This window comes from Phycicoccus avicenniae (assembly GCF_050496545.1).
Classification (GTDB): Bacteria; Actinomycetota; Actinomycetes; order Actinomycetales; family Dermatophilaceae; genus Phycicoccus; species Phycicoccus avicenniae_A.
On sequence record NZ_JBNVZV010000007.1, the window covers coordinates 76193 to 99978 of the forward strand.

25 protein-coding genes are annotated in these 23786 nt (G+C 72.9%); 23 read left to right on the plus strand and 2 right to left on the minus strand.

Features of this window, described 5'->3' with window-relative positions; genetic code table 11:
- Window positions 1–115 precede the first annotated feature (115 nt).
- From ACQZ2A_RS08140 to ACQZ2A_RS08175, 8 genes are read left to right on the plus strand one after another with little or no spacing between them, the layout of a single operon-like run.
- The gene (locus ACQZ2A_RS08140; RefSeq protein ID WP_430209346.1) at window positions 116–1249 is read left to right on the plus strand and encodes a CpaF family protein; all 1134 of its coding nucleotides are present in this window, start codon (window positions 116–118) and stop codon (window positions 1247–1249) included.
- Window positions 1246–2109 (plus strand): type II secretion system F family protein, encoded by an 864-nt coding sequence (locus tag ACQZ2A_RS08145; protein ID WP_430209349.1) that lies wholly within the window; start codon window positions 1246–1248, stop codon window positions 2107–2109. Before ACQZ2A_RS08140 ends, ACQZ2A_RS08145 begins: the two co-directional genes overlap by 4 nt.
- Window positions 2106–3023, plus strand: coding sequence for a type II secretion system F family protein (locus ACQZ2A_RS08150; RefSeq protein WP_430209351.1), 918 nt, complete (start codon window positions 2106–2108; stop codon window positions 3021–3023). The genes ACQZ2A_RS08145 and ACQZ2A_RS08150 overlap by 4 nt, the downstream gene beginning before the upstream one ends.
- A gap of 56 nt (window positions 3024–3079) precedes the next feature.
- Complete coding sequence (locus tag ACQZ2A_RS08155; RefSeq protein ID WP_430209353.1) at window positions 3080–3274, plus strand: hypothetical protein; 195 nt, start codon at window positions 3080–3082, stop codon at window positions 3272–3274.
- A 6-nt stretch (window positions 3275–3280) separates the two neighbouring features.
- Complete coding sequence (locus ACQZ2A_RS08160; protein ID WP_430209356.1) at window positions 3281–3682, plus strand: TadE/TadG family type IV pilus assembly protein; 402 nt, start codon at window positions 3281–3283, stop codon at window positions 3680–3682.
- Entirely contained in the window at window positions 3679–4116 is a 438-nt protein-coding gene (locus ACQZ2A_RS08165; protein WP_430209359.1) for a TadE/TadG family type IV pilus assembly protein, read from the plus strand. The genes ACQZ2A_RS08160 and ACQZ2A_RS08165 overlap by 4 nt, the downstream gene beginning before the upstream one ends.
- 32 nt (window positions 4117–4148) lie before the next feature.
- Window positions 4149–4541: a pilus assembly protein TadG-related protein gene (locus ACQZ2A_RS08170; protein ID WP_430209361.1), complete on the plus strand. Its 393-nt coding sequence runs from the start codon at window positions 4149–4151 to the stop codon at window positions 4539–4541.
- Complete coding sequence (locus ACQZ2A_RS08175) at window positions 4538–7768, plus strand: LysM peptidoglycan-binding domain-containing protein (RefSeq protein ID WP_430209363.1); 3231 nt, start codon at window positions 4538–4540, stop codon at window positions 7766–7768. Before ACQZ2A_RS08170 ends, ACQZ2A_RS08175 begins: the two co-directional genes overlap by 4 nt.
- Before the next feature lie 21 nt (window positions 7769–7789).
- Here ACQZ2A_RS08175 and ACQZ2A_RS08180 read toward each other — a convergent pair whose 3' ends face one another.
- On the minus strand, window positions 7790–8113 hold the full coding sequence (locus ACQZ2A_RS08180; protein WP_430209366.1) for a histone-like nucleoid-structuring protein Lsr2: 324 nt from the start codon (window positions 8111–8113) through the stop codon (window positions 7790–7792).
- Window positions 8114–8543: 430 nt separating this feature from the next.
- On the opposite strand from ACQZ2A_RS08180, the gene ACQZ2A_RS08185 reads away from it, so the two are divergent.
- The 13 genes from ACQZ2A_RS08185 to ACQZ2A_RS08245 all read left to right on the plus strand — a co-directional run bounded on the left by ACQZ2A_RS08185 (window position 8544) and on the right by ACQZ2A_RS08245 (window position 21513).
- A complete protein-coding gene (locus tag ACQZ2A_RS08185; RefSeq protein ID WP_430209370.1) occupies window positions 8544–9329 on the plus strand; it encodes a hypothetical protein in 786 nt (261 codons plus the stop codon).
- Window positions 9326–10108, plus strand: a complete 783-nt coding sequence (locus ACQZ2A_RS08190; protein WP_430209373.1) for a hypothetical protein — start codon at window positions 9326–9328, stop codon at window positions 10106–10108. The genes ACQZ2A_RS08185 and ACQZ2A_RS08190 overlap by 4 nt, the downstream gene beginning before the upstream one ends.
- Entirely contained in the window at window positions 10108–10404 is a 297-nt protein-coding gene (locus ACQZ2A_RS08195) for a hypothetical protein (protein ID WP_430209571.1), read from the plus strand. The genes ACQZ2A_RS08190 and ACQZ2A_RS08195 overlap by 1 nt, the downstream gene beginning before the upstream one ends.
- Entirely contained in the window at window positions 10404–11213 is an 810-nt protein-coding gene (locus ACQZ2A_RS08200) for a hypothetical protein (RefSeq protein WP_430209376.1), read from the plus strand. The genes ACQZ2A_RS08195 and ACQZ2A_RS08200 overlap by 1 nt, the downstream gene beginning before the upstream one ends.
- A complete protein-coding gene (locus ACQZ2A_RS08205) occupies window positions 11200–12606 on the plus strand; it encodes a hypothetical protein (RefSeq protein WP_430209379.1) in 1407 nt (468 codons plus the stop codon). Before ACQZ2A_RS08200 ends, ACQZ2A_RS08205 begins: the two co-directional genes overlap by 14 nt.
- A 27-nt stretch (window positions 12607–12633) precedes the next feature.
- A complete protein-coding gene (locus ACQZ2A_RS08210) occupies window positions 12634–14124 on the plus strand; it encodes an SCO6880 family protein (RefSeq protein ID WP_430209381.1) in 1491 nt (496 codons plus the stop codon).
- A gap of 1 nt (window position 14125) precedes the next feature.
- A complete protein-coding gene (locus tag ACQZ2A_RS08215) occupies window positions 14126–14338 on the plus strand; it encodes a hypothetical protein (RefSeq protein ID WP_430209383.1) in 213 nt (70 codons plus the stop codon).
- Between the two features lie 200 nt (window positions 14339–14538).
- Window positions 14539–15858 carry an ATP-binding protein gene (locus ACQZ2A_RS08220; RefSeq protein ID WP_430209385.1) on the plus strand — a complete coding sequence of 440 codons (1320 nt, stop codon included), beginning with the start codon at window positions 14539–14541 and terminating at the stop codon, window positions 15856–15858.
- 16 nt (window positions 15859–15874) lie between these two features.
- Complete coding sequence (locus ACQZ2A_RS08225) at window positions 15875–16999, plus strand: peptidoglycan DD-metalloendopeptidase family protein (RefSeq protein ID WP_430209388.1); 1125 nt, start codon at window positions 15875–15877, stop codon at window positions 16997–16999.
- Window positions 16996–17433, plus strand: a complete 438-nt coding sequence (locus tag ACQZ2A_RS08230) for a hypothetical protein (protein ID WP_430209390.1) — start codon at window positions 16996–16998, stop codon at window positions 17431–17433. The genes ACQZ2A_RS08225 and ACQZ2A_RS08230 overlap by 4 nt, the downstream gene beginning before the upstream one ends.
- A 10-nt stretch (window positions 17434–17443) precedes the next feature.
- The gene (locus ACQZ2A_RS08235; protein WP_430209391.1) at window positions 17444–17893 is read left to right on the plus strand and encodes a hypothetical protein; all 450 of its coding nucleotides are present in this window, start codon (window positions 17444–17446) and stop codon (window positions 17891–17893) included.
- The gene (locus tag ACQZ2A_RS08240; protein WP_430209393.1) at window positions 17890–19350 is read left to right on the plus strand and encodes a type IV secretory system conjugative DNA transfer family protein; all 1461 of its coding nucleotides are present in this window, start codon (window positions 17890–17892) and stop codon (window positions 19348–19350) included. Before ACQZ2A_RS08235 ends, ACQZ2A_RS08240 begins: the two co-directional genes overlap by 4 nt.
- 981 nt (window positions 19351–20331) lie before the next feature.
- Complete coding sequence (locus ACQZ2A_RS08245; RefSeq protein ID WP_430209394.1) at window positions 20332–21513, plus strand: IS110 family transposase; 1182 nt, start codon at window positions 20332–20334, stop codon at window positions 21511–21513.
- A gap of 32 nt (window positions 21514–21545) precedes the next feature.
- Here the strand turns inward: ACQZ2A_RS08245 and ACQZ2A_RS08250 are convergent, their stop codons facing one another.
- Window positions 21546–21980, minus strand: coding sequence for a hypothetical protein (locus ACQZ2A_RS08250; protein WP_430209397.1), 435 nt, complete (start codon window positions 21978–21980; stop codon window positions 21546–21548).
- 398 nt (window positions 21981–22378) lie between these two features.
- Here ACQZ2A_RS08250 and ACQZ2A_RS08255 point away from each other — a divergent pair, with 398 nt between their 5' ends.
- Both ACQZ2A_RS08255 and ACQZ2A_RS08260 read left to right on the plus strand, forming a co-directional pair.
- On the plus strand, window positions 22379–22609 hold the full coding sequence (locus ACQZ2A_RS08255; RefSeq protein WP_430209398.1) for a hypothetical protein: 231 nt from the start codon (window positions 22379–22381) through the stop codon (window positions 22607–22609).
- A gap of 347 nt (window positions 22610–22956) precedes the next feature.
- Complete coding sequence (locus tag ACQZ2A_RS08260) at window positions 22957–23730, plus strand: hypothetical protein (RefSeq protein WP_430209401.1); 774 nt, start codon at window positions 22957–22959, stop codon at window positions 23728–23730.
- Window positions 23731–23786: the final 56 nt, after the last annotated feature.

Here is a 23786-nt window from a genome sequence, read left to right on the forward strand (position 1 = left end):
CGTCGCTGCACAGCGTGCGGCTGGCCGCGCCATCATCGTGGACCTGCTCGAGGCCGAGACTGCCGACCGGATCACTGCGGGCATTCCGGCCTGGTCGGCTTCCGAGCAGTCAGCGATGGCTGTTGCCGCCGAGAACGCCCTGTTCGGCCTGGGGAGGCTGCAGCCCCTGGTCGATGACGACGCCGTGGAGAACATCATCATCACCGGTCACGACCGGGTGACCCTCGAGCTGACCGACGGGCGGCTCGTCCCTGGCCCACCGGTCGCCGACTCCGACGCCGAGCTGGTCGACTTCCTCGTCTTCCTGGCCTCGCGCAGCGAAGCCAACGCCCGCCCGTTCTCCGAGGCCCAGCCGCGGCTGCACCTGCGCCTGGACGGTGGCGCGCGGCTGGCCGCGGTGGCGTGGGTGACACCGCGGCCGTCGGTGGTCATCCGCCGGCACCGGCTGCGGCAGGTGAGCCTGTCCGACCTGGTCGCGCTCGGGGCGATGTCGGAGGTCACCGCCTCCTTCCTGTCGGCAGCGGTGAGGTCGCGGCGATCGATCGTGGTCGCCGGCGCCCAGGGCGCGGGCAAGACGACCTTGGTCCGTGCGCTGTGCGCCGAGATCCCTCCGCACGAGGCGATCGGCACGTTCGAGACCGAGTACGAGCTGCACCTGCACGAGCTGCCGGAGCTGCACCCGATCGTCGTGGCGTGGGAGGCCCGCCCGGGCTCGGGGGAGCGGGGCGCGGACGGGCGAGCGGCGGGCGAGTTCACGCTCGCCGAGGCGCTGTTCGACTCGTTCCGGTTCAACCTCTCCCGCCAGATCGTCGGCGAGGTCCGAGGGCACGAGATCCTGGCGATGCTCAAGGCGATGGAGTCCGGCGCCGGGTCCATCTCCACGACCCACGCCCGCTCGGCCGAGGCGGCGATCGCCAAGCTGGTTACCTGCGCCATGGAGGCCGGACCGCACGTGACGCACGAGTACGCCGTACGCGCCATCGCGGCGGCGATCGACGTCATCGTCTACGTCCACATGGAGACCACGCCGAGCCCGGACGGGACGTGGCAGCGACGCCGGTGGGTCGCCGAGGTCGCCACCCTGACACCGGGGGAGCAGGGCACCGGCTACGCGATCCAGCACGCCTTCCGCACCCCGCCCGGGGGACGCGAAGCCGCACCGCACGTCCTCGACGACGACTACCGGGCACTGGCGGCGTACGGCTTCGACCTCGAGGAGTACTACCGCGCCGGGACGGTGCCGTCGTGACCCCGATCGTCCCGGCGCTGGCCGGAGCCTTGGTCGTGGCCGGCCTGCTCGGGACCGTCGCCGGCCTCCGCAAGGTGGGACCCCGCCCGCCCGCGCCGACGCCGCGACCACGCCGCCGGAGAGCTCCTCGGCTGGACCGCCGGACCTGGCTGCTGGCCGCCGGCGGCGCGGTCGTCGGGGCCGCGGTGGCGGCGCTGACCGGCTGGTGGGTGGCACTGATCGTCGTGCCCGCCGCCACCGCCGGCCTCCCGGTGCTGCTCTCCGCTCCCACCGCGGGGACGAGCATCGCGCGCCTGGAGGCGATGGAGGAGTGGACCCGGTCCCTGTCCGGGGTCCTGACCGCCGGCGCCGGGCTCGAGCAGGCGCTCGTGGCGACCCTGCGGTCGGCCCCGGAACCGATCCGTCCCGAGGTAACCCGTCTCGCCGCCCGGCTGCGGGCCCGCTGGTCGACCGAGGACGCGATCCGCGCGCTCGCCGAGGACCTCGACGACGCCACCGGCGATGTCATCGCCGCCAACCTGCTGCTGGCCACGCGACGGCGCGGAGCCGGGCTGGCCAGCGTGCTCGAGGGCCTGGCGGAGTCGGTCGCCGCCGACGTCCGCGCCCGCCGCGAGGTCGAGGCCGACCGTGCCAAGCCGCGCGCGACGGCCCGCTGGGTCACCCTCATCACCGTCGGCGTCCTGACGGTCCTGGCCGTGACGGGCGAGTACGTCGCCCCCTACGCCAGCGGCCCGGGACAGCTGCTCCTCATCGCGCTCCTCGCCCTCTACGTGGCGACGTTGCTGTGGATGCGCCGGATGGCCACCGGCACCCCGCCCGCACGCTTCATCGGCCGACCCACGGAAGGCGGCGTGCGATGACGCCCTCCACCCTGCAGCTGGTCGCCCTGGCCGGCGCTCTCGTCGGGCTCGGCCTGGCCGGCCTGCTCTGGTCCTCCGCGCCGTCGCACCCTGACTTGCGCGACGCCTTGGATCGGCTGACCCCGCATCAGCACCTGCGCACCCCACCGACAGCCCCCCCGGACGCCGCCGGAGACCTGGTCGACCGCCTCGGGCGGTGGGGGGCCACGGCCCTGCCCGGCGCCGCGTGGGGGCCGCTGCCTGCCCGCGACCTGGCGCTCCTGCGCCGCCCGGTCTCCCGCTTCTACGGGGAGAAGGTGGCCTTCGCGCTGCTCGGCCTCGTGATCCCCCCAACGCTGACGGTGCTCTTCAACAGCATCGGGGCCGGGCTCGCGTTCTACGTCCCGGCTGCCGCGAGCGTGGCGCTGGCGGCGGCGATGTTCTGGCTGCCCAACTACAACGTGCGCGACGACGCGCGCCGCGCACGGGCGGAGTTCACCCGGGCGCTGAGCGCCTACATCGACCTCGTCGCCCTCGAGCGGCTCGCCGGCGCCGGACCGCGTCAAGCGATGGAGTCGGCTGCAGCAGTGGGGGACTCGTGGGTCTTCGTCCGGCTCGGGGAGGAGCTGGCCCGGACGCGCTGGTCGGGGCTGACCCCGTGGGAGGCACTGCACGCCCTGGCCGCAGAGCTCGGCGTGCCCGAGCTGGACGACCTCGCCGACATCATGCGCCTGTCCGGCGAGGAGGGCTCGCAGGTCTACGCGAGCCTGCGGGCCCGCGCGGCGGGCCTGCGGACGGCCCTGCTGACGTCCGAGAAGGCTCGGGCCAACGAGGTCGCCGAACGGATGACCATCCCGATGAGTCTGCTGGGGGTCATCTTCCTGGCCATCCTCGTCGCCCCGGCCCTGCTGCGCGTGATGGGAGGCCCCACCTGATCCCGCCCCGCGTCCGCGCCTGCCAGCCAACCTCCCTGTCCCCGAAAGGAAGTCCCATGCGATTCCTCGCCACTGTGCACGTCCTGGGCGTTCGCGCCCTCGAGTCCCTGCGTGCCCGCTCCACCGATCCGGAGCGCGGCTCGGTCACCATCGAGCAGGTGCTGTGGGCCGTCGCGCTCATCGCCATCGTCGGGATCGTCGTCGTGGCCATCAAGAGCTACGTGACCACCGAGGCCGCCAAGATCAAGTAGCACGCCGTGTCTGCCCTTCCCACCGACCAGTACCGCGCACACCGCGCGGAGCGGGGCTCGACCTCGCTCCAGATGGTCGTGCTCATGCCGGTCCTCTTCGCCGTGATGTTCCTCGGGCTGCAGGCGGCGCTGGTCTACCACGCCCGCACCCTGGCCCTGGCTGCGGCGCAGGAAGGCGCGCGGATGGCAGGTGCTGAACGCGGCACGGCAGCGACCGGCGAGAGCGCAGCCCGCGGCTTCCTCGCCGACACTGCCGGTGACGCTCTCGGCGGGTCCGTCGTCCACGGCCGGCGGACCGCGACGACCTCGACGGTGACCGTGTCCGGTCGGGCGCTGAGCGTCATCCCCGGATGGCACCCACGGGTCGACCAGTCGGCCTCGGTGCCGGTCGAACGGATCACCTCATGACCCGCCGGTCCACGCCGGGTGACGAGCGGGGGTCGGCGGCCCTCGAGGCTGCGATCGGCGTTCCCGCGTTCCTGCTGTTCGTCGGGCTCGTCCTGACCGGGGGGCGCATGGCCGTCGCGCACCAGGCCGTCGAGGCCGCAGCGGCCGACGCCGCGCGGGCCGCGTCGATCGCGCGCACCGAGACCGACGCGGACCGGGCGGCGGTCGAGAGCGCCAGGTCCTCGGTCGCCGACCAGCACCTGACGTGCGGAGCCGCCCGGGTAACGGTGGACGTCTCGGGCTTCCGCTCCCGCCCCGGGGTCCCGGCGAGCGCCAGCGTGACGGTCACCTGTCAGGTGCCGCTGGCTGACCTCGCCGTGCCCGGCCTGCCGGGCTCACGAACGGTCAGTGCGAGCGCCCGGTCACCGATCGACACCTACCGGGAGCGGCGATGAGGAGTGCGCGGTGCCGGCCGGAGAACGGCTCGGTGAGCATCTGGCTGGTGACCATGAGCGTCGCGATGATCGTCCTCGTCGGCCTGGCCGTCGACCTCGGTGGCCAGGTGCGGGCCCAGCAGCAGGCCCGTGCGGTGGCCGCTCAGGCGGCACGGGCGGGCGGCGAGCAGCTCGATGCCGCGTCGGCCGTGCGCGGCGAGGCGGTCCGCCCCGACACGGCCCGGGCCGCCCGCGCCGCACGCGCCCTGCTCGCCGAGTCGGGGGTGGCCGGAACGGTGCGGGTGACGGCCGGGACGACGGTCACCGTCGACGTGAGCGACACCTACCGCACCCTCTTCCTCGGCGTCATCGGCCTCAACCAGCTGCAGGTGTCGGGCCACGCCACGGCTCGGGTCACCCGCTCCGTCGAAGGAGTCGAACGATGAGCACCCACCACCAGCCGTCCGGGCGGCAGCGGTTGACCGGGCTGGTCGCCGTCTTCGGCATCCTGGCCCTGGTCGCGGGACTCCCGGCCGCCCTGCTCGCGGTCGGAACGGGGCCGGCGGAGCTGCCCCCTCCCGATCCCGGCCACCTGATCCCCTACCTGAGCGCACCGGACACGGGGGCATTGGCCCTCCTCGCGCTGACCATCGCAGCGTGGGGTGCGTGGGCCGTCCTGACCACCAGCCTGCTGCTCGAGGTCACCGCGCGCGTGCGCCGCAGGCGCACGCCTCAACTGCCGGGTCTGGCCGTGCCGCAGGCGCTGGCGCACAGCCTGATCGGAGCCGCCGTCCTGCTCGTCGCCGCCGGACCCCACGCCATCGCCCCCTCGACGGCGAGCGCGCTGGCCGTCGCTACCGGCGGGCACGGATCGCGACCGACAGTGGACCTGGGACCGCAGGCCGCCCCGAAACCTCTCTCACTGAGAGTGATTGAGCCCGATGTGGCGCCCGAGTCCCCGACGCACACCGTGACCCGCGGGGAGTCGCTGTGGTCGATCGCCGCTGACGAGTTCGACGACGGCACCCGGTGGAGAGAGATCGCCGACCTCAACCCGGGAGACAGCCACGGGCCCGAGCACATCCTGTTCTCCGGCACCGTCCTGCACCTGCCGACCGCCCGCACCGCGGACAGTGCCGACACCGAGTACGAGGTGCACCCGGGGGACACCCTGTCCAGCATCGCGGCCGAGCGGCTCGCGGACCCGGGCCGCTGGCCGGAGATCTACGCCGCGTCCACCGTCGCCGTCCAGCCCGACGGCACGCGCCTGCGCGACCCGGACCTGATCCGTCCCGGGTGGACGCTGAACGTGCCGACCCGCACCGCCGGCCCGGTCAGCCCGACGCTGCCATCCCCGCACGAACCCGGGCAGCGCGAGACGGGTGCCCGACCGCGACCACCGCTGCCCGCTCACGACGAGCGTCGCCCCCCGGGTCCGCCGGCTGCCTCCGAGGGCACCTCGCAGCCCGGCGGCGCCGCGCCTCGCGGATCCGCCCACTCCGGACTGACGGCGGCACCCGCGGTGCCCGCACCGGTGGAGCCCGAGGCGCCGACTGCTGCGTGGCTGCTCGCAGGGCTGAGCGGCGGGGGCCTGCTGGCTGGGTCCCTGTGGCTGCTGCTGCGCCGGCGCCGCGCCGCCCAGTCCCGCCACCGCCGCCCCGGCCACACCCTCGCGTCCCCGCCGCCGGCCCTGGCCCCCGTCGAGAAGAGCGTCGCCACCCTCGGACCCACACGCCACGTCGACGTCGAGCACCTCGACCTCGTCCTGCGCCACCTGGCCGGCGCGCAGGCCGCCCGTCAGAGGCCGATGCCGGTCCTCGCTGCCGTCGAGCTGGGTGCCGCGGGGACCCGCCTGCACCTGGAGCGCACCGCGGACCTCGCTGCGCCGTGGCAGGACGAGCGAGATGGACGGCAGTGGCTGCTCCCGCACGGCGCCGATCCCACCGACATCGGCCCGCTGCGCGCCGACCAGCCGGCGCCCTACCCGCTGCTCGTCACGGTCGGCACCACCGAGGCCACAGCGACCTGGCTCTACAACCTCGAGGACCTCACCGTCGCCCTCGCTGGCAACCCCCTCTACGCGGCCGACTACGCCCGCTACCTCGCCGCCGAGATCGCGTGCAACCCGTGGTCGGACACCGTGCGGCTGGACTGTGTCGGCGTCGCCACCGAGCTGGTCCCGATGAACCCGGATCGGCTGCGGGCCCGACCCGCTGGTGACCGGGAGGCGCTGGGGGAGAGCACCGCCCACGCCCTCGCCAGCACGCAGAGGACAGCCGCTGCCGGCCTCGATCCCGTCGCGGCCAGAGCGCTCGACACCGGCCCGGACGTGTGGACGGCGCGGCTCGTGCTGATGGCCGCGTCCGAGGACACACCGGCCGAGGTGGGGGTGCTGAGCGACCTGATCACCCAGCACACGGGATCGACCAGCTCGGCGCTTGTCCTGCTCGGCGCGCCCCCCGGGGCGGGGATGGTGACGATCGAGCTGACGGCGGGCGGCCGGGCCCGTATCCCGCACGCTGGGCTCGACCTCGTGGCGGTCGGGCTGACCCCGGACGAGGCACAGGGCTGCGCCGCCCTCGTCGCGGCGGGCGCCGGTCTATCGGACGAGCCGGTTCCCCTCCAGGAGAACGAGACCGAGGGCTGGCGGGGCGTCACTGACGACGGGGGCGCGCTACGCCCGGACCTGGTGGCTCGTCGCACCGAACCGGAGGGAGACGACGCCCTCGCGTCTCTGCTCCCGGACCCGGACGAGGACTACCTGGAGGCGGCCGCCACCCGCAGCGAGGACCTCGCCGTCCTCGCCCCGCACGTCACACCCGCGGCCCGTGATCGGGTCGCATCGGCCGACCCCGACCTGGACTCCGACCTCGACGCTTGGTTCGACGAGCAGTGCCCGCTGCCGAGGCTGACCCTGCTGGGACCGGTGAGAGCCAGAACGCGCGGGCGGGCTTTGGCGGAGCGCAAGGCCTACATGACCTCCGTGCTGGCCTACCTGGCCACCCGCCCGCACGGGGTGACCCCCGACGAGCTGGCCGAGGCGTTCGGGGTGTCCGCGACCAAGGCCCGCGTCTACGCCGGGGTGGTCCGGGAGTGGCTGGGGACCAACCCGCGGACCGGGCAGCCTCACCTGCCCGACGCGCGGCTCGCCCCCGCGGCACTCACCCGGGGGGTGCCCGTCTACCAGGTGCAGGACGTCCTCGTCGACGCCGACCTCTTCCGCCGGCTGCGCGCTCGTGGCCAGGCTCGAGGGGCCGACGGGATGGAGGACCTGACCCGCGCCCTGGACCTCGTCGATGGCGAGCCCTTCGCCCAGCTGCGGCCCGGGGCATGGACGTGGCTCTACGACGGGGACCGGCTCGACCAGCACCTCACGTGCGCGGTCGTCGACGTCGCGCACCTGGTCGCGACCCGGGCGCTGCGCGACGGGGACCTGGAGACCGCAGCACTCGCCGCAGAGACTGCCCACCGTGCCGCTCCGAGCGAGCACATCCCTCTGCTCGACCTCGCCGCGGTCGCGGACGCGCGCGGTGACCACCGGGCGAGGGAGTCCGCGCTGACGTCCGTGCTTGGGGCCGACGATGAGGAGCCGGTGCCGGAGGACCTGCCGCCGCGCACCGAGGAGATCCTCCGGCGCCGTGGGTGGACCGGCGGAGCCAGCGCCGCCAGCTGAGAGCTCGGTGCTGGTCTCGGGTCAGCGGGCGGCGAGGGCCGCGGTCGCCGCCGCGGGCAGTCGGCCCCGGTCCTTGACGTCGGGGAAGCCGTTGGCGCGCAGCCAGGCGCGGTCGTCCGCGGTGACTCCGGTCCGGGTCGATGCGCTCCGACGGGGGCTGCGCGTGGTGGTCTTGCGGGCCGCGTCCAGGTAGGGCGCGAGGACCTTCTCGAACGCCGCACGGTTCTTCTTCGACAGGTCGATCTCGTAGATCGCTCCGGCGTAGCCGAAGGAGACCGTCTGGATGTCCCGGCTCTCCTTGCCGTCCAGGTCGTCGGACAGGATCGTCACGGTGCGGCGAGCCATGGTGCTTCTCCTCGGGGTGGGGAAGGTGAAGTGCTAGGCGTCACCCTAGTGAGGCCGTGCTCGAGCACCGCGCCGTGGACCGCCCACGGGGCGCGAGTGGTGGGCTCGCTGCCACCGCCGCGAGCCCTGCTTCGGCACCGCCCCGGTTGGCGCCCATCGACGCACCGGCGATCACGCGGGCGGGCCGGCGGACCGCGGCCAGCTCCCGGCGCGCGTACAGACCAGCCCCAGAGCCTGCCCCCATGGTGAGCCGAGACCGCCGACCTTCGTACGAGTGACTTTCCTGGGTACGACGCATCGCTGCAGGTCAGAGGCATGTACCTCCTGTCGTCGACCCCGCCACCGAGGGGGGTACGACCGGTCCGGGTACGAGTTCGGGGACGTGGGGACGCCACCGTTCTGCCGTCGATGACGGTGGAAGGAGCATGCGATGAGCGTCGCCGGACAGCTGGGGCTGGTCAGTCCCGACGCGGACCTGCTGCGGGCCGCAGAAGAGCGGTGGAGCGAATGGGCGCTCGCCCATCCGGTCCTGGGTTCGGCGCCACCGCCGGGCGAGCTCCACGCGTGGATGCGCACCCTGGACTTCGGCCCGCGCAACGACGTCGTGTGCGCCCTGGGCCGGTTGGGTAGTTGCGCGGGCGCGGACGAGGTCCCGGCAGCAGCAGTGCTCGCGTGGGCGCTGGTGCCGGGCGCGGTCAACGTCGCCCGACGGCTGCACTACGCCTCCCCGAGGATCGACGAGCTGGTGGCGGCGCAGCTGTGGCTCGAGGTGCGCACGCTGCCCGTCACGGCGACCCACAAGGTCGCGGCGAACATCCTCGCGCGGGTGCGGGTCGCCGTCCGCCGCGACCTCGGGCTCGCGCCGCCGAGCGACGCGGCGTGGTCCCGCTCGACGGTCTTGGACCCCTTCGACCCGGCGTGGAGCGCCGTCACCGAGCCGGCGCCGGAACCGACGCCGGAGCGGGAGCTGCGAGCCGTGCTGGACGGCGCCGTCGCGCGCGAGGTCATCAGCGACCGCGACCGGGGACTGCTGCTGCGACTCGCGGACGAGACCCGGCCCGGTGACTGCACCCGGGCACGGGGCGGCCTCGTGAGCCGGCGGGCCGGCCAGGCCGTGGCCGGGCAGCTGCACCTGTCCGACCGGCAGGTGCGGCGCCGCGCGGCACGTGCCCTCGATGCCCTCGCCGGCGGCGTGACGCAGCGGGTGCCGGCATGAGCGCCGTGGCCGCCCGCCGGCCGGTCAGCGTCGCCGAGCTCCAGCGCGCCTACCGCGGCGTGCTCTCCGGCCACTACCGCACACCAGCACCCGGGGCCGAGCGTGCGATCTGGACGTCGGCCGCGCCTGTGCTGCCTGTCATTGGTGCCTGCGCCGGGACCGGCGCCTCGACCCTCGCCCTCGCGGTGGCCACCGCCGCGGGGCGGGCCTGGCTGGTCGAGTGCTCCAGCCCCACTACCTCGCGACTGACGGCAGCCGCGACCGAGGAGCTCGGGCGTGAGGGGGAGTGGGCCCGGGGCGCCCGTGGCCCCGTCACCCTGCTCCGCCCGGCCACTCCCGTGCACACCCTGTCCGAGGTGCAGGTGCCGCCCGACGTCGTGGCCGACGGGCTGTGCGTGCTCGATGTCGGCTGGGACGTCAGCGCCGTCGTGGCCGGTGACTGCTGGCTGACCGACGTCCTGGCCCGGCCCGGTGTGGTGGTGGTCGTCGCTCCCGCCACGGTGCCCGGGGCGCGCCGGCTCGATGCGGTCCTGCGCGTGCTGGACCACGCCGCCGTCACGGTCGCGCTGGTCGGTTCGCGCCGCCCCGCACCCGCGGTGCGGACCCTCCTCGAGACCACCCTGCGCGGGCACGAGGTGGCTGCCGCAAACATCGTCAACGTCGCCCAGGACAGCCGACTCGCCGAACGAGGCGTCGACTCCCGCCCCCTTCCGCCGGCCCTGGTGCGAGCCGCGCAGGCGATCGTCGGCGCGACCCGACAGGCCAGGGGTGCGGCGTGATGACCCGCCGGCTCGTCGTGCCGGCCGACCTGCCGGCACGGATCTGCCCGAAGGCTCCGCCGGGTGCGCAGCAGTACGCGGACCAGCTGATGGGCTACGTGCTCTGGGCGGTGGGGATGCTCTTCGTCCTCGGCGTGGTCGTCGGCATCGGCGGGGCGGTGGCCGGGCGGGTCTTCGGGATGCCGCACGCCTCGAAGGCCAGCGTCGTCGGCATCGTCGTCGTCTTCGTCGCCGTCATCGGCTACCTCGTCCTGCCCGGCATCGTCCGGGCCATGACCGGGTCGGGGTGCGTCTGATGCCCGATGCGCCCGCCTGGAGCCGCCGCCGGGTCGTCGCGGTCCTGGCCGGCGTCACCGCCATGGCCGTCCTGCTCTGCGGGGGACTGGGCTACGCGTGGTGGGACGCCACGACCGACCCGTCCACCTCGGTCCCGAGCACCACGATCACGGTGGACGACAGGCCCGTTGGGCCGCGGGTGCGGGACGAGATCGCGGCCGCGCCCCTCCCGTCCGAGGGGGCCGCGACGGGTCTCGCTGGGCTCGGCAGTCCGGGACCGGCCGCGATGACCGTCCCGGCGCCGACCCGTCTCGGGCCGGCGGGAGTGCCGACGGGGTACCCGCGTACGCCCGCAGGGGCCGTGGGGCAGCTGGCCGCGATCGACGCGACTGTCCTGACGACGATGGCGGTCCAGCGCGCCGGGCAGGTCCACGCCGCCTGGGCGCTGCCGGGGGCGCCGCCGGTCACGGACTGGATGATCGCTCGGAACGTGGACGCGTTCCTGACCGCTGCGGCGGCGGGCCCCGCAGCGGGGACGGACCCGGCGGTGACGGTCACCCCGATCGCCGCGCAGGTCAAGGGCGTCGATGGACCTGACTGGGTCCTCGCCTGTGTCCTGCTGCGGGTCCGGGCCACCCTGGCCACTACCGCGTCCATCCTCTACGGCCACTGCGAGCGGATGGCGTGGCACGAGGGCCGCTGGCAGATCGCGCCGGGCGCCGCGCCGCCGCCAATCCCCACGAACCGGCCGGGGGAGCCCGTCGCCGTCGGGTCCGGCTGGCGACCCTGGGCCGAACCCGCAGAGGTGACGCACCGTGGCACCGACTGACGGGTGGGGCGACCTGACCGACCCCTTCGCCGCGCTTGGCAACGCCGCCGGCCAGGTGGTCGCCGACGCCTGGACCGTGGCGATGCTCGGCATCTGGAACGCCGGCTTGTGGCTGCTGCGCCTGGTCCTCGGCCTGCTGGATGAGTTCCTCACCCCCGACCTGAGCGAGTCCGGCCCTCTCGCGCAGACCTACCGGCTGACGGCGTGGATCGCCGTCACGCTGGTCGTCCTGCTCATCGCGGTCCAGACGGGCGTGGCGGCGGTGCGCCGCGATGGCCGGTCCGTCGCGCGGCTGCTGATGGGGTCCGGGCAGTTCGTCATGGTGTGGGCCTGCTGGGTCACCTACGTCGTGGCGCTGCTGGTCGCCTGCTCCGGGCTGACCACGGCCGTCATGCGCGCCACCTTGGGCGTGGACTCGTGGTCGGCCTGGCGGCCGTGGGGCCCGGTGCGGGTGGAGGACCTGAGCGACGCCACCCTGGCCACGGTGCTCGGGGTCCTGGGCGTCCTGGTGCTGCTGGCGGCGATCGGGCACCTCGTGGTCCTGCTGTCCCGGGGCGCCGCCTTGGTCGTCCTCACGGTGACCGCGCCCATCGCGGCCGCGGGCCTGGTCTCTGAGGTCGGTCGAACCTGGTTCTGGAAGACCGTCCGGTGGACCCACGCAGCGGCCCTGACCCCACCGCTGATGGCCCTCGTCCTCGGGGCCGGTGCCCAGCTGTCGAGTCGGGTCGTCATCGAGGACGCCCGCTCCTTGCCGGCTGCGGTCGGCTCCGCCGTCCCGGGGGTGCTGCTGCTGGTGGTCTCGACCTTCGCCCCGCTCGCCCTGTTCAAGCTGCTCGCGTTCGTCGACCCCGGCACCAGCTCGGGCGCGGCGCTGCGGGCCGGGGTCGCCAGTGCCGGCGGCCTGAGCGGTCTGGTCCCGGGCGCGGCGGGTGGCGAGGACGGGAGCGTCGCCTCCGGCGCAGCGAGCGCGATGAGCACGGACGACTCCGGACGCTCGGCCGGAGAGGGCGCCGGCGAGGCTGCCACGACCAGCCGCTTCACCCAGGGCGCGACGGGCTTCCTCGGCACGGTCGGCGGCGCGCTCGGGACCGCCGCCGGGACCGCGTTGGGTGCCGCGGCTGGGTGGGGCGCCACGACGGCCGCGATCGGCGCCGACGCGACCAACCAGATGGGGGTCGGGCACAACACCTACGTCCCGGACACCGGTCCCCGGGGCGGTGGCAGCGCTCGCCTGCCGGTGCACCTGCTGCCCGGGACCGACGGGGCCGGCCCGGCCACACCGGACCCCCTGGCAGATCTGTCCGGCGGCGCGGGCGGAGGGAGCGCTGCCGCGTCCGGCGCCCCCGTCGAGGCCGGTGCGGCGTCGGCCGCCGTCCCGATCGTCCCGGCCTGACGCCCCGACACCACGAGGAGACCCACGATGGACCCCACCACCTACCGCGATTACTCGCGCTCCCGGATCGGGTTCTTCTTTGGCCTGACCGGGTGGCAGCTCGGCGCCGTTACGACCGGGATCCTGCCCGCCCTGTGGGAGGTCTCGCTCGGGGCGTGGGCGCTCGCGGCGGCCTGGCTGGCCGGGTGGGTGATGCTGACCGTCCTCGTCGTGACGCCGGTGCGCGGACGCTCCAGCGCCGGGTGGCTGCTGGCGGCCGCCGCCCACGCCGGCGGCGCGGCGACCGGCTGGTCGAGGTTCACCGCCCGCGCCGCCGCCGGTGACCCCGACCCGGCAGGGGCCACGGACCTGCCCGGCGTCCTGGCCGGCACGACCGTCCACGAGGCACCGCCGGCCGGACCGCTGGGACGCCGGGTCGCGCTCGTCCAGCACCACCCCACCCGGACGTGGGCGGTCACCGCGGCCGTGGTCCACCCCGGGATCGGCCTGAGCGAACCCGCCCAGCGCGACCTCTACGGGGCCGGGCTCACCCAGCTGCTGGACGCGGCGCGGGCGACCGAGCTCGTCGACGAGGTCCAGCTGATGGTGCGCACGGTCCCCGAGGACGGCGCCGAGCGGGACGCCTGGACCACCCGGCAACGCCCGCGGGACGCCCCACCAGCGGCGCGAGCGGTCAACGACGAGCTGCAGCGCGCGCTGACCTCGGCGTCGGTGCGCACGGAGAGCTTCGTGAGCGTGCTGGTCCCCGAGGGGCGCCTGGCCAAGGCCGCCCGGGAGGCCGGCGGCGGGCTCGAGGGGCGGGCCCAGGTGCTGCACGGTGTCCTCACCGAGGTCGAGGGGCACCTGCGCTCCGGTCTGGGGATGACGCAGGTGACGTGGCTGACCTCCCCGGAGCTGGCGGTGGCCTGCCGGACCGGGTTCGCCCCGGGGGACCGCGCGGGGATCATCGACGCGCTGACCCGCGAGGGATCCGTGGACGTGCCCTGGGCCGTGGCCGGCCCGTCCGGCGCGGACGTCGCGGCCCGCCACTACAGCCACGACGCCTGGAACTCGGTGACCGCCACGGTCGTCCTGCCGGTGCGCGGCGCCCTCCTCGGCTCGCTCGCACCGGTCCTGGTGCCCGGGGTGGGGGAGCGCCGCTCGATCCTCGTGGCCTACCCGATCACCGCCGAACGGGCCGCCAGCCGACAGACCGCCTCGAGCGAGTGGACCGCCGACATGGCCGAGGGGCTGCGCTCGCGGGCGCGGATGCGCCAGTCCGCGCGCTCGGCGCACGAGACCGCCCGGGTCAGGGACCTGGACCACAAGCTGGCCCGCGGTCACGCCTTGGTGCGCGCGTACGCCCTGGCCTCGGTCACCGCACCGAAGACGGCCCGGATCTCCGAGCACGGCCGCCGCCTGGACGCCGCGATCCGCGCCGCAGGGTTCGCCCCGTTGCGGATGGACCTGTCCCAGGACGCGGCGTTCGCGGCAGCCACCATCCCGCTCGGAGTCTCTCTGACCCGGGGGAGGGCCTGAGATGACCACGTACCCCCCGAGACGCGGCGACGACCCCTCCGCCGTCGAGCGCTGGGCCACGGCCTGTCGCGCCAGCGCCACCGTGCTGCGCCGCGAAGGACATCCTGCCGAAGCCGGCGACCTCGAGGCCGCCGCCCGACGCGCGAACACCACCCCGCTGCGTCGCGGCCGCGGCGCCTCCGGTGACGATGTCGGCACGCCGGGGTGGTGGTGACGATGCGGCGGACTCGCCCCGCCCCGGGCCGGCCGGTTCCCCAGCTGCTCAGCGACTTCGGGCACGAACACTCAGTGGCTGAGCTCCCACCCTCGGTGGCTCCGCCGGGGCGGCTCTTCCACGGCGCGTCGCCGGGCGGCCGCCGCGCAGCGGGACGCGGCTGGGCCGGTTCTCCGCACCCGCCGGTCTCGAGCTGGCGGATGACCTCGGACCAGGCGCCGGTTCTGTGGCCCTTCATCGCCACGCCCGGCCTGCCACCGACCGGTGCACAGATCGGCATCGACGTCCTGTCCGGAGGCGCCTTCTACGCCGACCCGCTGGGGTGGGTGCTGCGCGATGACATCGGCGTGACCAACCCCAACGTCATCTGCTTCGGCAAGCCCGGCCGCGGCAAGTCCGCCACCACTAAGGCGTTCCTGCTGCGCATGCTCGACTTCGGGTACCGAGCCCTGATCCTGGGGGACCCCAAGGACGAGTACGAACCCCTCGCGCGCCTGCTGGGGGTCAGCCCGATCGCGGTGGGGCCCGGCCTGCCCGCCCGCGTCAACCCCCTCGACTTCGGGCCCCTGGCCGCCGGGTGGGACCGGCTCTCGCGCGAGGAGGCGGGCCTGCGGGCCGGACTCGTTTTCGGACGCTGGCTCACGCTACTGCGCGGGCTCGTCGGCTCCCAGCGCGTCGGCGCCCACCCCGTCCCCTGCGGACCGGTCGAGGAGCAGGTCCTCAAAGCCGCCCTGCGCGAGCTGACCGGACACGCCCACGGCGCGACCCGTCTGCGCGAGACCACGATCCCGGCGCTGTGGCACCTACTGGCCAACCCCACCGACACCCTCGTGACCGACTGCCGCTACGCCAGCCCCCGCCAGCTCCTCGACGAGACGAGAGTGCTGCGCGACGCCTTGGGCCAGCTCGTGGACGGCGCGCTCGCCGGGCTGTTCGACGCCACCACCACGGTGGCGCTGGACTGGGAAGCGCCCCTGGCCTCGCTGTCCCTCTCGCGCCTGCTGCCGCTGGGGGACGAGGCGGTCGGGATCGCCCTGACCTGCCTGTCCTCATGGGGTCGCGGCCTGCGCGAGCAGGCCCGCCCGGGGGAGCTGCGGATCACGGTCCGCGACGAGGTGTGGAAGCAGATGCGCCTCGGTCCGGAGGCGGTGAAGTCCTTCGACGCCGACCTGCGCCTCTCGCGCAGCAGTGGCGACATCCAGTGGGCCAACGCCCACAAGCCGGCCGACCTGCTCTCGGTCGGAGCCGCCGGCTCGCAGGCCGTGACGATCGCGAAGGACCTGCTGCACCTGGCCGACACCACGATCCTGCACGGACAGGACGCCGGCGTCGCCGACGAGCTCGAGACCCTGCTCGGGCTTCCGCCGATGGCCCGCGATGTCGTGACCCGGTGGGCCATGCAGGGCAAGGGCCGCGCCCTCTGGCGGGTCGGAGACCGGCACTATAAGGTCCAGACCGTCCTGCACCCGCTCGAGGCTCGGCTGACCTTCACCAACGACGCCATCACCGGCGCGGCCTGAGTGCGAGGAACCGTCGATGCCCACGCCATCTTCCAGCCGGACCCTCACGGCGGTCGTGGGGCTGCTGTTCGCCGCCGTCGCCCTGCTCACGGTGGGTGCGGCCTTCCTCATCACAGCCGTCGCCGCACCCGTGGCCGCCGCGACCGTCGATTGCGCCAGGGCTGCTACCGGAGACGGTCGCTGGCGGGCTCCATTCGCGCAGAGCTACGTTCGCACGAGCGGATTCGGGATGCGCCTGCACCCGATCGAGCACGTGTGGCGCCTGCACTCCGGCGTGGACCTGGCCAGCCTGCCCGGTCCGGGACCGGTCGTGGCCGCGCACACGGGCACCGTCACGGTCGCCGAGTCGCGCCCCGGCATCGGGCTGAGCGTCGACCTGGCCCACCCCGACGGTGTCATGAGCCGCTACGCCCACCTGGCCAGCCTCGCCCCGGGTGTCCACCGCGGTGCCGCAGTGGCAGCCGGTCAGCAGCTCGGCATCGAGGGCTCCACCGGAACCTCGACCGGCGACCACCTCCACTTTGAGATCCAACAGCAGGGTGTCCCCGTCGACCCCGAACCCTTCATGGCCGCTCGCGGCGCCCCGCTGACCGGTCACGCCCCGACCGAACCCAGTCAGCGCGCCCCCCGCAGAGGGGCCGCAACGCAGAGCTCGTTGCCTCCCGTGACCGGCCCCCGCCTGCAGTCCGTCACGACGCCGGCAGCCCCCATCCCGGCCCGGATCAGGTCCCTGTACGTAGCGGCGGGGGAGAGCTACGGCGTGCCGTGGACACTGCTGGCCGGGGTCGGCATGGAGGAGACCCGGCACGGGATGGTGACCGGCATCTCGAGCGCGGGAGCCAGCGGCCTCATGCAGTTCCTGCCTGCCACGTGGGCCAGGTACGGCGTCGACGGTGATGGCGACGGCCACGCCCGCATCACCGACGACGCCGACAGCATCTACGCCGCCGCGCACTACCTCGCCGCCTCCGGCGCACGCGAGGGGCCGGCCGGGATCGGTCGTGCGCTCTTCGCCTACAACCACGCCGACTGGTACGTCGCCGACGTCCTGTCCTACGCCCACGCCTACGACACCAGCTCGAGCGTGTCGACAAATCCCTGTCCCACAGCAAAACCCGAACGCGGAGGGAGCCGCAGATGAGTTCGACCGACAGCAGCGAGCCCAGCATCATCGCCGGCGTGAACCGGGACCTGGGAGAGGCGGTCCGGCACGCGGGGGCTCACACCCTCTCGCCGTTCGTCGCCGCGCAACGCCTCGAGTACGAGCTCGGTCCGCTGCGCCACCGCGTCCAGCTCCTCGCGCAGCGCCGACCGGACCTCCTGGAGCGACTGGCCGAGCACTGGGGATGCCGGCCGAGTCCTGTGGACGTCGATGAGGAACTGACCGAGCACGCCCACCACCTCCTGATCCGCCGACACGCGCACGCTGGCGGCCACCTCGACGCGCTGACCGAGCCCGTTCGTCGCCCCGACCTCGGCACCTCGAACCGCCTCCTCACGAGCCAGGACCTGGCCCGCAGGGAAGACGTCGCCTCCGCCACGTCCGCCCACCCGCAGCGTCGCGACCCGAACTGAAGGAGGAGCCATGCAGTCCAGCCGCCGCAGCACGCCCTACCCGTGGACCTGGGAGATCCCGCTCGCGGCCACGACGAGCGTCCTCCTGCTGCTCACCGTGGCCGTCCACGCCGCCCGGTTGCTGGCCAACGGCACCACGGCGGGAGTCTGGTCCTTCACGTCGCGGGACCAACTGTTCACCGTGCTGCCGCGACTGCTGGCCGGCGACGCGAGGGCCGGCCTCCCTCCGGGGCCCGTCGCTACAGCGACCGCCTTGTACGTGTGGATCGCCCTCTGCGAGAGCGCGACCGTAGCCGGCCTGGGTGCCATCACGGTGACCGCCGTGCGCCGCTGGGGCCCGGGACGCGTTCGAGGGATGGCCAGCCGCGCCGAGGCCGAGGAGCTGCTCGGCGTGCGACGCCTGCGGTCGGTCGCACCGCTCGTGCGCCCCGACCTGTACCGCGGGAGGGACCGGCGATGAGCACCGTGGACCCCGCGCAGGTCGGATGGCGTCTGGGGCGTGCCTGGCAGCCCCGGGGTGGTGACCTGTGGGTTCCGTGGGACCGCACCGCCGGGGTCATCGGGCCGCAGGGGTCTGGCAAGACGCTGGACCTGCTCACCCCGGCCCTGCTCGGAGCGCCCGGGGCCGCCCTGGTCACCTTGACCAAGCCCGAGGACCTGCTTCTGACGATCACCTCTCGAGGGGCCGATGGCCGGCCGTGCGCGGTGCTGGACCCCTTCGGTCTGGTTCCCGGACTTCCGGAGCTGGTGTGGGACCCGGTCGCCGGGTGTGTCGACCCGGTCATCGCCGAGCGGCGCGCAAAGGCGTTCACCGCCGGCACTGTCGGTGCCGCCGGGCAGCGCGGTCACGGCGACGACGCCGCCCGCTTCTATGCGGGCGAGGCGGCCAAGGTCATCCAGGCCTACCTGCATGCGGCGGCCCTGACCGGGCGAGACCTCGACGACGTCCTGCGCTGGGTGGCCCACCCGGCCGCGGCGACCGAGCCGCTCGAGATCCTCGGTGGCCACCCGGACGCGGCCCCGTTCTGGCGTGGACTGCTCCATGGGGCCCTACGGGGGGACGAGCGGACCGCGGGCAACACCACGACCACGGTCCAGCAGGCGCTCTCGCTCTTCTTCCAGGAGGGGACCAGGCGGCGATGCACCCCGGGGGAGGGACGGCCGGCCACGGACGTCGCCGACCTGATCACCCGCGGCGGGACCATCTACCTGCTCGGTCGGGATAGCCCCTACGACTCCGCGTCACCGCTGATGACGGCCGTCGCTGAACACGTCCTAGACACCGCGCTCGAGCTCGCTCACCGCTCACCGTGGGGTCGCTTGTGCCCGCCGATGCTGGCCTGCCTGGACGAGCTGCCCTCGACGACACCGCTGCCCACCCTGCAGACCCGCATGGCCAACGAACGCGCGCTTGGGGTCTCGTTCATCTGGGCGGCCCAGACCCGGGCCCAGCTCAGTCAGGTCTTCGGCGAGCATGCTGCCCGGTCGGTGCTGGGGCTGACCAACGTCTTGGTCCTCTTCGGCGGCTCGAAGGACGCGGCCTTCAACCAGGAGACCTCGGACCTGCTCGGGCGCGTGCGCATCTCCCGCACGACGTGGACCTCGACCACCAACCAGCGCTCGATCAGCGGCGAGGACATCCCGATCCTCACCGGTCCGGAGATCCGCCAGCTCGCGCCCCGGCACGCACTCGTCGTCGCCGAGCACGGCCGACCCCTCGTGGCCCGACTTGCGCGATGCACGGACGGCAGGAGAGGGAGGGCGTTGACGGCAGCGGCGAGACTGGCGCGCACCGGTCTGACCGATCGCGACGCCGCAGAGGTGTCGATCGCGGCACGCACCATGGCTGCGGTCTCGCGAGCCAGAGCACTCGGTCTCGAGAGTCAACGAGAACAACCGGGCAGTGGTCATGACTGAGGACGCCGCGCCGGACGTCGAGGGCCGACCGCTGGTGCGTGCCTTCCCTCGACCAGGTCGCCTTGTCGAGCACGCGTACTGGGAGCTCCAGATCGCCGCCAACGGCACCCCGGACCAGGTGCGAGCCCTCGGTGACCTACGACGACTTCCGCGTCCGTGGGACCCACCGACCTGTACCCACCCGGATCTTCGTCTCGAGCTCTGGCTTTGGCTCGACGACGTCGTCACCTGGCTCAACGAGGACTACACCTGGGACCCCGCACCTTTCATCCCCGACTGTTGGGTGGAGCACCCACACCTCGTCCACGACGTTGCGGTACTGGCGGACCAACGGCGCCGTGCAGGCATGGCGAACACGTCAGACGCCCTGGAGGACTGGCACCGCTACGCCCTCCCGTCCTTCCACGACCGGATGAGGGATCGGCTCCGTAGCCACTGTCAGGACGGGCACCAACCGTGGCCGTCCGTAGGACGGCACGTGCGCCACAGCAGAGACCCCCACCATCGCCGCCGCCTGGCCGCTATGCGAGAGGACGTCGTAACTGCCCCGCACGGCGGCGAACCGGCTCTGGGCGGACTAAGCCTGCACCTGGTAGGCAAAGATCTCATCAGCTTGGAAACTGGAGAGGTTGTCGACTGATCTTCGTCGTCACCGAGTCAACGTCATCAACGCCAACGCCAACGCCAACGCCAACGCCAACGCCAACGCCAACGCCAACGCCAATGCCAACGCCCGCCTGCTACGCACGCTCCGCGGCTACTTAGAGACTGGTCGCAGGATCGGTGTCTGGCCAGACTCGGTCTAGGTGCTCGGCGAGACGCTCGTATCGCGGCTGCCCACCGGTGTCATTGGTGTGGCTCTCTCATGGCATGCGTTCTCGTCGGGCACCGTGCGAGGAGAGGCTCGAAAGGGGTTTGTTCCGCTCGAAGTAGCAATGCCCTCCCCGCTGTTCGTCAGCAACGGTGAAGGAGGACGCGACGATGGGCGTGATCATCGGGATGGACCCGCACAAGCGGTCGGCCACGATCGAGGTGATCGACCCCGCCGGGCGACGGTTGACGGTCGGCCGGTTCGGTACGGACAAGGCCGGCTACGCCGACATGCTCGCCGCGGAGCGGGCACACCGGGAGCGGGTGTGGGCGGTGGAGGGCTGCAACGGTATTGGTCGGCACATCGCGCACCGGCTGGTCCACGACGGCGAGACCGTCCTGGACGTGCCGGCGAAGCTGTCAGCTCAGGTGCGGACCTTCGCCACCGGCAACGGCCGCAAGACCGACCCGGTCGACGCGCACTCGGTCGCCCTCGCAGCGCTGTACGCCCCGCCCGAGCCGGGCCTGCACCAGGTGCTGGTCGATGACGACCTGGTCGTCATCGGGCTGCTGGTGGACCGGCGCGACGAGCTGGGCCGGGCCCGCACCCAAATTCTGAACCGGTTGCACCGGCTGCTGCTCGAGCTCTTCCCCGGCGGTGCCAAAAGGTACCTGTCCGCAGCCCAGGCCCGGGCGCTGGTCGTGACCACCAAACCGCGCGACCTGCCCGGCAAGACCCGGCGGCGGATCGTGGTCGAGCTGATCGGCGAGCTCGAGGCCATCGACCGCAAGATCAAGACCGCCGAGAAGGACCTGACCGCGCTGGTCACCGAACGCGGCTCGACCTTGATGGAGCTGACCGGGATCGGGCCCACCGGCGCCGCGCGGCTCCTGGCCGACGTCGGCGATGTCCACCGCTTCCGCGATAAGGACCGCTTCGCATCCTGGAACGGCACCGCACCCCTGGATGCCTCTTCCGGTGCCCAGCAACGGCATCGGCTCTCCCGCGCCGGGAACCGCCGGATCAACCGGACCCTGCACATCATGGCCGTGGTCCAGCTGCGCAACCCCACCCCGGGGCGGGAGTTCTATCGGGCCAAGAGAGCCGGCGGGACACCGTCGATGATGGCCATGCGTTCGCTCAAACGGCGCCTGTCCAACGTCGTGTACGCCCGCATGGTCGCCGACCAGCAGCGCCGCGAACACGACATGGCGACGGGCCCGAGAGGGCAACGAGGTAGCGACTCTGACTCCAGCGCGACCGGCTCCCAACCTCACACCGGCACTTCGGACAAGCCTCTTCCCGGACCCGCCACCACCAAGCCTAGAACCCCGATCCCCGCAATGTCTTGACCTAAAGGGGTGCCATGAGCGGAAGCCGCCGTCTAGCCGAGGGCCATCCCTCCCCAGGACACGTCGCCATGGGCGTAGATGACTCTCCCCTCGGTGTTTCCCCACAGCTCCAGCCACGTCGGGGCTCGGTGGCTGCCTGTGAAGACCGGTGGCGGTCCGCCCCGGAGAGAACGCAATTGCTGATTGCTGAGCCAGACCGGCGTGCAGCCGCCAAAGTCGCCACCACACCCGCAGCTTTCGGCTACTACGAGGGCCCCCGCATCGAGGGCCTCCTGGGCCGCATCAGTCGACACGTCTGCTGCCTCGAGCGCCAGCCGGTTGCCGCTGGGATCGAAGAACTCCCCAGCGACATTGGTTCCGCCCAGGCGGACGGCGTGCTGGCCAGTCCGGACAGCTGCTGTTTCTGACCACGTGGGTTCGCCCGCCAGCTCCGCGAACGTCTTTGCTCGCGGCCCCTTCTTCGCCATGAGGGCATGCTGCCATCAACGACGAGGAGCCGTCCGATACTCGCCACCCGGCCGATGAGCACGGTTCCGCAACGATCTCGCCGCCCCCTGATGCACAAACTGGGCTCGCCCTACATTCACAGTCGTGAAGCGGCTGCTCCTGACTCTGTGCGCGGTGGCCGTGCTGTCTGGCTGCACCGTTCCGGTGGTGGGCTCTGCTGGGATCGGGGTCGACCAGGGGGGACGTCCGATCGGGTATCTGGCGGTCTGCGACGAGCACATCGACGGAGCCGCCCTCTACTACGACGACGCTTCCGCTCAACCCGAAGACAGCAGCGTCGACGCCGGCCGCTGGACATCCAGCCACCCCCATCACGTCGTCGTCCTCTTGGTCGCTGTTCGAACCTCGGGAGGGATGGATGGCAACCCTGCCGCTCTCCGAACTGCAACCGGGCCGCGAGTACTCGCTCTTCGGCTGGACTGACGACAACAGCAGTTCGACGGGGTCCGTGACCTTCACCGAAGCCCAGCGCCGCGGCTTGGCGCCAGGTCAGGTCATGTTCAACGCCGGCTACGACGAGAAGACTGAACGGGACGTCCACGCCACAGGATCGCTGGACGAGTTCCACGCGTCTGCATGCACCTCTTGAGGTAGGCACACTGTGGCATGTGCGGACGCTGCCCGTCGATCCCGCTTCGTCGACACCGGCGGTCATCGGCCCGTTGGGCACACAACATCGCGAATGCTGCGCTGCATGCGAGCCCGGCCGTGTTCGTCGGATCGTGCCAATAGGCGGACCCGAAGCATGCGCCGGCGGGCCCCACAAGCGCTCACCCCAGGGGTCGGTAAGCGAGGAGCCCGCAGATGATCGAACGCAGAACCTCGCGGCCCACCGCGTGCTATAACCCCGCCGTGGGGTAGTGGGCGGTTGGTGGGGGTCATCCCTTGGGTCGCCCCTCTCCATCCAGAACCGACGGAATTGAAGGTGGGCGAATCATGGACGTTGCGTCAGTCTTGCTCGGATCCAAGAGCCTCGGCCAGCAGCGGGACGACCACCTCTGGGCGGACTCGTTCGTCGGTTTGCGGCTGAACGTAGATGACTTGCGAGTCATTGCTCAGATCATGGAGCCGTTGAGTGCCGAGGCAGTGAGAGCGGCCTCGAAGTCCTATGGGGTGTCGGACGGCGGCTGGCACCCTCAAGACGAAACGAACCTAGAAGCCGTACTAGTTCGACACCCGGTGGAGCTGCAGCGAATGCGGCTGAACACCTCTTGGGTCAACCCGGGAGGCACTCTAGGCGAATCGTCCATCCAGGTCTCGGCTGCCGAGATTCGGCTAGTCACGGTCTTCGACCCGCAGACAAGGGCCGAGGCCACGACCGCGCATCGGGCCATCTGCCGCGTCGTGGAATCTGCTCCTCGACTACCGCCCCACCAGGTCGTTGCGTGGAGGCTCTTTCGACGGTTCCGCATAGCCCTCCTCGCGGTCATCGTCGGGACGGTGTTCCTGGTCACGAGAGACTGGGTGCTGACTGGCTTGGCGTCAGCGATTGCCTGGCTCTTGGCGAAACAGGGGCCGGGAAACTTCGAGCCTCGGTATGAGCGCCTCATTGCCCGGGATTGGCTCAGTCTGCAGTCACACGCCGAGCTACACCGGTTGCGAGCGGACCGGCGGGCCAACAGGAGAGTCGCCGTATGGACGACGCTCCTCGCAGGCCCTCTGTCGGCAGCGCTAGGCGCGTTCCTCCAATGGTGGCTGACCGGCGGATAGAACCTGGCTAGCCTTCACCAGTGCCGAGTCGCGGTGGCGCGCATCGGTGCTGGGAC

Excerpts from the sequence above, each read along its gene's own strand:
- ACQZ2A_RS08140 (WP_430209346.1), top strand. The coding sequence starts at position 116 with ATGGCTGTTGCCGCCGAGAACGCCCTGTTCGGCCTGGGGAGGCTGCAG.
- ACQZ2A_RS08150 (WP_430209351.1), top strand. The coding sequence starts at position 2,106 with ATGACGCCCTCCACCCTGCAGCTGGTCGCCCTGGCCGGCGCTCTCGTC.
- ACQZ2A_RS08155 (WP_430209353.1), top strand. The coding sequence starts at position 3,080 with ATGCGATTCCTCGCCACTGTGCACGTCCTGGGCGTTCGCGCCCTCGAG.
- ACQZ2A_RS08165 (WP_430209359.1), top strand. The coding sequence starts at position 3,679 with ATGACCCGCCGGTCCACGCCGGGTGACGAGCGGGGGTCGGCGGCCCTC.
- ACQZ2A_RS08175 (WP_430209363.1), top strand. The coding sequence starts at position 4,538 with ATGAGCACCCACCACCAGCCGTCCGGGCGGCAGCGGTTGACCGGGCTG.
- ACQZ2A_RS08180 (WP_430209366.1), bottom strand. The coding sequence starts at position 8,113 with ATGGCTCGCCGCACCGTGACGATCCTGTCCGACGACCTGGACGGCAAG.
- ACQZ2A_RS08185 (WP_430209370.1), top strand. The coding sequence starts at position 8,544 with ATGAGCGTCGCCGGACAGCTGGGGCTGGTCAGTCCCGACGCGGACCTG.
- ACQZ2A_RS08190 (WP_430209373.1), top strand. The coding sequence starts at position 9,326 with ATGAGCGCCGTGGCCGCCCGCCGGCCGGTCAGCGTCGCCGAGCTCCAG.
- ACQZ2A_RS08195 (WP_430209571.1), top strand. The coding sequence starts at position 10,108 with ATGACCCGCCGGCTCGTCGTGCCGGCCGACCTGCCGGCACGGATCTGC.
- ACQZ2A_RS08200 (WP_430209376.1), top strand. The coding sequence starts at position 10,404 with ATGCCCGATGCGCCCGCCTGGAGCCGCCGCCGGGTCGTCGCGGTCCTG.
- ACQZ2A_RS08210 (WP_430209381.1), top strand. The coding sequence starts at position 12,634 with ATGGACCCCACCACCTACCGCGATTACTCGCGCTCCCGGATCGGGTTC.
- ACQZ2A_RS08215 (WP_430209383.1), top strand. The coding sequence starts at position 14,126 with ATGACCACGTACCCCCCGAGACGCGGCGACGACCCCTCCGCCGTCGAG.
- ACQZ2A_RS08220 (WP_430209385.1), top strand. The coding sequence starts at position 14,539 with ATGACCTCGGACCAGGCGCCGGTTCTGTGGCCCTTCATCGCCACGCCC.
- ACQZ2A_RS08225 (WP_430209388.1), top strand. The coding sequence starts at position 15,875 with ATGCCCACGCCATCTTCCAGCCGGACCCTCACGGCGGTCGTGGGGCTG.
- ACQZ2A_RS08230 (WP_430209390.1), top strand. The coding sequence starts at position 16,996 with ATGAGTTCGACCGACAGCAGCGAGCCCAGCATCATCGCCGGCGTGAAC.
- ACQZ2A_RS08235 (WP_430209391.1), top strand. The coding sequence starts at position 17,444 with ATGCAGTCCAGCCGCCGCAGCACGCCCTACCCGTGGACCTGGGAGATC.
- ACQZ2A_RS08240 (WP_430209393.1), top strand. The coding sequence starts at position 17,890 with ATGAGCACCGTGGACCCCGCGCAGGTCGGATGGCGTCTGGGGCGTGCC.
- ACQZ2A_RS08245 (WP_430209394.1), top strand. The coding sequence starts at position 20,332 with ATGGGCGTGATCATCGGGATGGACCCGCACAAGCGGTCGGCCACGATC.
- ACQZ2A_RS08250 (WP_430209397.1), bottom strand. The coding sequence starts at position 21,980 with ATGGCGAAGAAGGGGCCGCGAGCAAAGACGTTCGCGGAGCTGGCGGGC.
- ACQZ2A_RS08255 (WP_430209398.1), top strand. The coding sequence starts at position 22,379 with ATGGCAACCCTGCCGCTCTCCGAACTGCAACCGGGCCGCGAGTACTCG.
- ACQZ2A_RS08260 (WP_430209401.1), top strand. The coding sequence starts at position 22,957 with ATGGACGTTGCGTCAGTCTTGCTCGGATCCAAGAGCCTCGGCCAGCAG.